14 protein-coding genes are annotated in these 6028 nt (G+C 50.9%); all 14 read left to right on the forward strand.

Features of this window, described 5'->3' with window-relative positions; all coding sequences use genetic code 11:
* The first annotated feature begins 476 nt into the window (after nt 1–476).
* Entirely contained in the window at nt 477–1241 is a 765-nt protein-coding gene (locus tag VGM55_RS26200) for a replication protein P (protein WP_331637188.1), read from the forward strand.
* Between the two features lie 12 nt (nt 1242–1253).
* On the forward strand, nt 1254–1610 hold the full coding sequence (locus VGM55_RS26205) for a hypothetical protein (protein ID WP_331637189.1): 357 nt from the start codon (nt 1254–1256) through the stop codon (nt 1608–1610).
* On the forward strand, nt 1607–1927 hold the full coding sequence (locus VGM55_RS26210; protein WP_331637190.1) for a hypothetical protein: 321 nt from the start codon (nt 1607–1609) through the stop codon (nt 1925–1927). The genes VGM55_RS26205 and VGM55_RS26210 overlap by 4 nt, the downstream gene beginning before the upstream one ends.
* 82 nt (nt 1928–2009) lie before the next feature.
* Nucleotides 2010–2225 carry a hypothetical protein gene (locus VGM55_RS26215; RefSeq protein WP_331637191.1) on the forward strand — a complete coding sequence of 72 codons (216 nt, stop codon included), beginning with the start codon at nt 2010–2012 and terminating at the stop codon, nt 2223–2225.
* A gap of 26 nt (nt 2226–2251) precedes the next feature.
* A complete protein-coding gene (locus tag VGM55_RS26220; protein WP_331637192.1) occupies nt 2252–2611 on the forward strand; it encodes a hypothetical protein in 360 nt (119 codons plus the stop codon).
* Nucleotides 2604–2936: a hypothetical protein gene (locus VGM55_RS26225; protein ID WP_331637193.1), complete on the forward strand. Its 333-nt coding sequence runs from the start codon at nt 2604–2606 to the stop codon at nt 2934–2936. Before VGM55_RS26220 ends, VGM55_RS26225 begins: the two co-directional genes overlap by 8 nt.
* Nucleotides 2911–3321 (forward strand): recombination protein NinB, encoded by a 411-nt coding sequence (locus VGM55_RS26230; protein WP_331637194.1) that lies wholly within the window; start codon nt 2911–2913, stop codon nt 3319–3321. The genes VGM55_RS26225 and VGM55_RS26230 overlap by 26 nt, the downstream gene beginning before the upstream one ends.
* Nucleotides 3318–3884: an MT-A70 family methyltransferase gene (locus tag VGM55_RS26235; protein WP_331637195.1), complete on the forward strand. Its 567-nt coding sequence runs from the start codon at nt 3318–3320 to the stop codon at nt 3882–3884. Before VGM55_RS26230 ends, VGM55_RS26235 begins: the two co-directional genes overlap by 4 nt.
* Nucleotides 3881–4048, forward strand: a complete 168-nt coding sequence (locus VGM55_RS26240) for a NinE family protein (RefSeq protein ID WP_331637196.1) — start codon at nt 3881–3883, stop codon at nt 4046–4048. Before VGM55_RS26235 ends, VGM55_RS26240 begins: the two co-directional genes overlap by 4 nt.
* Nucleotides 4045–4596, forward strand: a complete 552-nt coding sequence (locus VGM55_RS26245) for an HNH endonuclease signature motif containing protein (protein ID WP_331637197.1) — start codon at nt 4045–4047, stop codon at nt 4594–4596. The genes VGM55_RS26240 and VGM55_RS26245 overlap by 4 nt, the downstream gene beginning before the upstream one ends.
* The gene (locus tag VGM55_RS26250) at nt 4593–4802 is read left to right on the forward strand and encodes a hypothetical protein (RefSeq protein ID WP_331637198.1); all 210 of its coding nucleotides are present in this window, start codon (nt 4593–4595) and stop codon (nt 4800–4802) included. The genes VGM55_RS26245 and VGM55_RS26250 overlap by 4 nt, the downstream gene beginning before the upstream one ends.
* On the forward strand, nt 4802–4972 hold the full coding sequence (locus VGM55_RS26255) for a protein NinF (protein ID WP_331637199.1): 171 nt from the start codon (nt 4802–4804) through the stop codon (nt 4970–4972). Before VGM55_RS26250 ends, VGM55_RS26255 begins: the two co-directional genes overlap by 1 nt.
* The gene (locus VGM55_RS26260) at nt 4965–5267 is read left to right on the forward strand and encodes a hypothetical protein (RefSeq protein ID WP_331637200.1); all 303 of its coding nucleotides are present in this window, start codon (nt 4965–4967) and stop codon (nt 5265–5267) included. Before VGM55_RS26255 ends, VGM55_RS26260 begins: the two co-directional genes overlap by 8 nt.
* Nucleotides 5267–5881, forward strand: coding sequence for a recombination protein NinG (locus VGM55_RS26265; RefSeq protein ID WP_331637201.1), 615 nt, complete (start codon nt 5267–5269; stop codon nt 5879–5881). Before VGM55_RS26260 ends, VGM55_RS26265 begins: the two co-directional genes overlap by 1 nt.
* Nucleotides 5882–6028: the final 147 nt, after the last annotated feature.

Genomic DNA, 6028 nt, shown 5'->3' on the forward strand with positions numbered 1-6028 from the left:
GATATTACAGCGCCATCCGCCCACACTGGTACAACGGCGGCTTAACGCCCAACGAATCTGAGCGGCTGTACTACTTACAGTCTAATGCGGTGGCCAGTATTAGTTGACCACTACAGAGCTGACCCCATAACCAGTCACTCTTTTGAACCAGTCAATGAACCTAAAGAAACATCAGTCGCTAGCGCTCCTCCTGAATCAACTCCAAACGTTTCTCGCTACGCATTCGAAGGTCAGATCGTAAAGCTCAACCACGATAATTACGAAAAATGGAAGCAGCTCTACTCCTGCATCGACCTCGACTACGAGCTTCAGCGGCTGGACATTGAATTCGCCCACGAGAAGCCTAAAAACTGGTTCTACGCAGCCAGCCAGAAACTCAGCTACCAGAACAAGCAAGCAATTAAGCGTGGTATTAAACCCGGTAGCGTTCAGCAAACCCCTCACTGGAACAGCCCTGAAGGCTGGAAGGACTTCATATGAGCCTGCAACTCGTAGAGGCGATTAATAACCGCGACGGTGCCGCTATGGCGCGTATGGCTGGCGGTAATTACGAGCCCGACAAGGTAATCAGCAGCGAGGCTGAATCGCTGGTTGACTCGCTGTTCCGGCAGCTTAAGCAGATCTTCCCGGCAGCAGTCAGTACCAGCCTGAAAAGCGAAGCTGACGAGAAGACCACTAAACGCCAGTGGATCGCCGCCTTCGCTGAGAACGGCATCAAAACGCGAGAGCAGCTGTCGGCCGGTGTTCGCCATGCGCGAGCAAGTAACTCCGACTTCTGGCCGTCGCCCGGGAAGTTTATCTCCTGGTGCAAAGACAGCTCGATGGTGCTGGGTGTCACGCTGGAAGACGTCATGTCAGAGTTTCACCGGTACGCTCGAGAGAAGGGCATGCACTCAGGCGGCGCAGAGCGATTCCCCTGGTCGAAACCCGTCATGTACTGGATTGTCTGCGACACGCGCCGGGCTATGTACCAGCGGCAGCTTAGCGAAAGCGAGGTCGAGAAGTACGCGGGTAAGCAGCTGGAAGAGTGGTCGAAAAAGGTATCGGCAGGACAGCCAATTCCTGATCCGGTAGTTAGTCTGGAGCAGAAAAAAGAGGTCATGCAGACGGCAAACTTCACCACGAAAGACGACGGCAAGATGCACTACATGCCGAACGCCGCAGTGCTAGGCTCGGTAACGCCTGCCACCTGGCTATTCGAGGAATACAAGCGCCGTAAAGCCAATGGTCTGATTAAGTAATCAGGAGGAATCATGAGCAAAAAAGTAATCCTCAACTACCGCATATGGGAATGGTTATCCCGCAATCAAAACCAGAAACAGGGCGCTATCGTCGCAGAGTTCAACATCAACCAGACCACGATAGCCTCAGCGCTTCTGAAGATGATGCGGCGTGGCAGTATCGAGCGCAGCGGTGAGAAATGGCAGTACACCTATGCAGCTACGGATGTAGCGCCGCAGAAGTACGGCCGTGTTAAGCCGGATTATCGGACTGAGTGCGGCCAGATGGTCACTGTCGATACCAGCGCAGGCAACACCATATTCGACGAGTGCCGCCAGAACTGGAGCGGATATCAGATTAACAAGATGCTTGAAGGAGTGCGTGTATGAGCATACTGGCATTGGTATTCATGCTTGTCGCGATATTCATCGCAATATTAATCGCAATACACAAAGAGCCATGGAAAGAGAAGCCGATAGAAATTCTCTATGGCTACCCTGCGTATAGCAATACGTGGCTTACGGTCAAATACTGCCGTCAAACAGCGCGGTATGAGTTTGATTGGGATGAAGTTTTTGACTCAGGAAGACCAATTAGCTGGGGTGATGTATCTCAGTGCCTGATGTTAGAGTACAAAAGCGGCGGTGCGTCACAAGATGAAATTGACGGCGCTTGGAAATTGCTGAAGAAAAGAGGCCTGGCATGACCGCTTACATCACAGAGTTAACTACCGGGCTGCTGACCATCATCGCAGCCTTTTTTATTTGTGCTGCCTGGAGGAAAGAGAAGTGAGCCTTAACAGCAAACAGCGAGCAGAAATGATTAACCAGCGCTATGTCTTGGACGTAAATCACTCGGCAGATATGTCGGTGACTGTTCATGACATCAGGGCATCGGGCGGTGGCCACACTGTTGTATTCACCCGCGCCGGTGATTACTCAGGTCTTTCATATCGGGGTCTTGGACAATTCAGACGCAGCTTCCCGCACAAACTCGAAAACTAACCGGCCACGGCCTTACTGGAGGGGATATGAGCAAATCAATAGAACGGCAACAATTTGAAGATGCATGGGTAAATGACAACTCATCAACACCTTCTGAATCAGAGAGGGTGCGTGACGCATTAAAGCGAATCTGGATTGTTAATGACAGTGGAGAGGGGGCGTATTTTGACTCGTTCGTAATGCTGGCTTGGACGTGGTGGCATAAAAGCAGAGAGGCGCTCGCTGTTGAGCTTCCTCCCATTAGTGATGTGGAGACTGACTATTCCGATCAGGGATACAACATCTGTCACCGCAGCGTGCAGGAAAAGCTGCAAGAGCAGGGCCTTAAGTTCCATGTTCAGGGTGACATTATCTGGGCTGAAGAGAATGGTGATATCAATGAGTGATTCAAGAGAGCAGTTTGAAGCGTGGTATCGGCTTAACTGGGGTCACACTGAAGATAGACACGAATCAATATTTGAAATCAGTGAATGTCATGGCTGCTATTGCCGTCTTGGCGTTCGAATGGCGTATGACGCATGGCAGGCCAGCAGAGCAGCTGGAAAGATTGTGGCCTACATGACACACCACGGTAGCGCCGTCAGCCCGGATGACTTTGCGGGCGCGGAGGAAGAAATGCATCACAGCGCAAAAATGGAAGGGTGGACTCCGCTGATTGCAGGGATAACCGTTAAAGGAGAAGAGGATGAAGCAAACGCTAATGATTCGTGACGAGCGGATCAGACAGAACGCAATAAACATCATCCAGTCCCTGCGGACCGACAAAGACCGCCCCGTAACAATCCGAATCTCCGACTACAAACGCAACCTAGACCAGAACGCCAAATTCCACGCCATGCTCGGTGATATCGCCGCACAGGTTCAGTGGTGCGGAAAAAAGCTGAAGCCTGAGCAGTGGAAGGTGTTGCTCATCAGCGGTCATGCCGTTGCGACAAAGCAGGGGGCGGAGGTAGTGCCTGGCATCGAGGGTGAATATGTGAACATTCGGGAAAGCAGCGCGGAAATGAGCATTAAGCGCATGGCTAGCCTGATCGAGTACACGACAGCCTGGTCGGTTGGCCAGGGAGTTAAATTCACTGAAGGACGCTACTCATGAGCAAGTTCAAGCTTATCTACGCAGACCCGCCCTGGACTTACCGCGATAAAGCCAATGACGGCGAGCGTGGAGCGGGCCACAAATACCAGACAATGACAGTGCAGGATATCTGCAGGCTGCCAGTTTGGGATTTGGCTGATCCTGATTCCTGCCTGCTGGCTATGTGGTGGGTTCCGACTCAGCCACTGGAAGCGCTAAAGGTTGTCGAGGCCTGGGGATTCCGGCTGATGACGATGAAAGGATTCACCTGGCACAAGACCAATAAACACAAAGGGAACAGCGCTATCGGCATGGGGCATATGACCCGGGCGAATAGTGAGGATTGTCTCTTTGCAGTGCGTGGCAAGCTTCCTGAGCGCTTTGACGCCTCAATCTGCCAGCACATCACAGCGCCACGAATGGACCACAGCGCAAAGCCTCCTGAGATACGCGATTTACTGGTAAGGCTGCTGGGAGATGTGCCGCGCTGCGAGCTGTTCAGTCGGAACAAAATCGACGGCTGGAGCATGTGGGGCAACCAAGTCGATTGCGATATTGAGCTAACACCCGGGAGGGCGGGATGAAGCGAACACGAAGCCCAACCCAGAAAGCACTCGACAACCTCATCTTCAACGTCCGACACCGCAGTAAACGTAAGCCTGAACCACTCCCATCCGAAATCAAGACTTACGACCATTCTTGCCGATTATCCGGCATTAGAAAAATAAGAATGAGAGCGAGAAAATGATCGAAATAAGCATCGAAAAGTTAAAAGAATTACTTTCATATAACCCTGCCACAGGAGTTTTAATATGGAAAGTTGATTACGGGAGAGCTAAGGCGGGGCAAGAGGCTTCAGCGAAAAATGGCGCAGGCTATAAAAGGATAGGAATCGATGGTCGAAAGTATTATTGCCACCGGATTTGCTGGGCGATTAGCTACGGATATTGGCCAAGTAAAAATATTGACCACGTAGATAGGGATAGAGGCAATAACTCAATATCAAATCTAAGAGAGGTAACCCAAGGAGAAAACTGCAGAAATAAAGGAATCAACCCATTAAATCCTCATGGATACAAAGGGATTTCTCTTTATAAAAGGACTGGAAAGTGGACGGCACAAATTAAAGTCAATGGAGAAAAAATGCATCTTGGCTACTTCCCTACCAAGGAAGAGGCGGCGGCAGCCTATGATGAGGCCGTTAATTCTACTCATGGAGAGTTCGGAGTTACAAATCAGGATTTATTAATAGGGAGAAATTCCTGGCTGCGGGTTAAATCGAGGAAATCAGCATGACCCTTTCAACTGTGAAAGAAGAACTTGAGGCAGCCAAATGGGATGTAAGCCAAGCGCAGAAGGATCTAAGCAAATATCACCAATATAACGAGTCCGGGAAGGATTATGTCGTGATGGCAGCAAAACGTGAGCTTGAGTGGGCCTTACAGAGAATTCACCGGGCTTTGATGATTGACTCCGGTAGAGAAGTTGAGGTGCCGCGGTGATGCTAACCCCATCTGAAACCACATCATATGAACGCAACAGCAACACAGCAGCTGGTCTATGTGCTGGTTGTGCAAAGGTGCTTGATGATGACGAAACATACTGCTGCGAGGAATGCGCGAGTGATGCGTACATTGAAACCGATACTAATGGAGTGATGAACGATGGGTGATTTCTCTGAGTTGGTTTCATTTAAGAAAGACAGGGGCGAGCGAACTACCGAGTCTCGATATTATGTGCAGCACCAGTCCAGTTTCGTTCGCGTCCCTGGTTCATCAAGCCGCTCCCGGTCCGTTATCGAGCAGGAGCTTGTTATCGCCGGAGACATGCGGAGAGGCACTTTTCGGGCGTTAATGAAAATTGAAGACATGCCGGATTACCACTCAGAAAGAGAGGCGGCACTAAAACTAGCTGAGTGGATGCAGCGCATGGGCGCAGCCATAGAAAACTACTGGAGCGAACCGTAATGACTAAAGCACCGAGAAGGCGCTGTAAAAACGAATCCTGCCGCGAATGGTTCCACCCCAAATTCAGCAACCAGTGGTGGTGCGGACCGGAATGCGGAACGGTAGTCGCACTGGAGCGACGAGCCCGGGAAAGAGATAACGCAGAGAAAGCAGCCGACAAGAAACGACGAAGAGAGGAGCAGGAACAGAAAGACAAACTGAAAGTCAGAAAGCTCGCCTTAAAGCCCCGCAGTTACTGGATTAAACAAGCTCAACAAGCAGTAAACACCTTCATCAGAGAAAGAGACCGCGACTTGCCATGCATCTCGTGCGGAACGTTCACGTCTGCTCAGTGGGATGCCGGACATTACCGGACGACTGCTGCGGCACCTCAACTCCGATTTGATGAGCGGAATATTCACCGGCAATGCGTTGTGTGCAACCAGCACAAGAGCGGGAACCTGGTTCCGTATCGCGTGAAGCTGATCGGGCGCATCGGCATAGAGCAGATAGAGGCGATTGAGTCTGACCATAAACGCCATCGCTGGACTACCGAAGAGTGCCAGGCAATCAAGGTGAAGTATCAGCAGAAAACCAAAGAGCTAATCAGCAGCAGAGAGGAGCAGGCAGCATGACTACTGAATGTAGTGGCACACTGATACTGGCCACCTGATCGGAAGGTGATATTCTCACCTCCCCAACACCACAGGTGACCCAATGGCAAAACATTTCACGGCAGAATTTAAACTCGAAGCTGCAAAGTTAGTTGTCGACCACGGCTA

The organism is Cedecea sp. (assembly GCF_036500665.1).
Taxonomy (GTDB): Bacteria; Pseudomonadota; Gammaproteobacteria; order Enterobacterales; family Enterobacteriaceae; genus Cedecea.

Coding starts and splice junctions, on each gene's coding strand:
- VGM55_RS26200 (WP_331637188.1), top strand. CDS start 477: ATGAGCCTGCAACTCGTAGAGGCGATTAATAACCGCGACGGTGCCGCT.
- VGM55_RS26205 (WP_331637189.1), top strand. CDS start 1,254: ATGAGCAAAAAAGTAATCCTCAACTACCGCATATGGGAATGGTTATCC.
- VGM55_RS26210 (WP_331637190.1), top strand. CDS start 1,607: ATGAGCATACTGGCATTGGTATTCATGCTTGTCGCGATATTCATCGCA.
- VGM55_RS26220 (WP_331637192.1), top strand. CDS start 2,252: ATGAGCAAATCAATAGAACGGCAACAATTTGAAGATGCATGGGTAAAT.
- VGM55_RS26225 (WP_331637193.1), top strand. CDS start 2,604: ATGAGTGATTCAAGAGAGCAGTTTGAAGCGTGGTATCGGCTTAACTGG.
- VGM55_RS26230 (WP_331637194.1), top strand. CDS start 2,911: ATGAAGCAAACGCTAATGATTCGTGACGAGCGGATCAGACAGAACGCA.
- VGM55_RS26235 (WP_331637195.1), top strand. CDS start 3,318: ATGAGCAAGTTCAAGCTTATCTACGCAGACCCGCCCTGGACTTACCGC.
- VGM55_RS26240 (WP_331637196.1), top strand. CDS start 3,881: ATGAAGCGAACACGAAGCCCAACCCAGAAAGCACTCGACAACCTCATC.
- VGM55_RS26245 (WP_331637197.1), top strand. CDS start 4,045: ATGATCGAAATAAGCATCGAAAAGTTAAAAGAATTACTTTCATATAAC.
- VGM55_RS26250 (WP_331637198.1), top strand. CDS start 4,593: ATGACCCTTTCAACTGTGAAAGAAGAACTTGAGGCAGCCAAATGGGAT.
- VGM55_RS26255 (WP_331637199.1), top strand. CDS start 4,802: ATGCTAACCCCATCTGAAACCACATCATATGAACGCAACAGCAACACA.
- VGM55_RS26260 (WP_331637200.1), top strand. CDS start 4,965: ATGGGTGATTTCTCTGAGTTGGTTTCATTTAAGAAAGACAGGGGCGAG.
- VGM55_RS26265 (WP_331637201.1), top strand. CDS start 5,267: ATGACTAAAGCACCGAGAAGGCGCTGTAAAAACGAATCCTGCCGCGAA.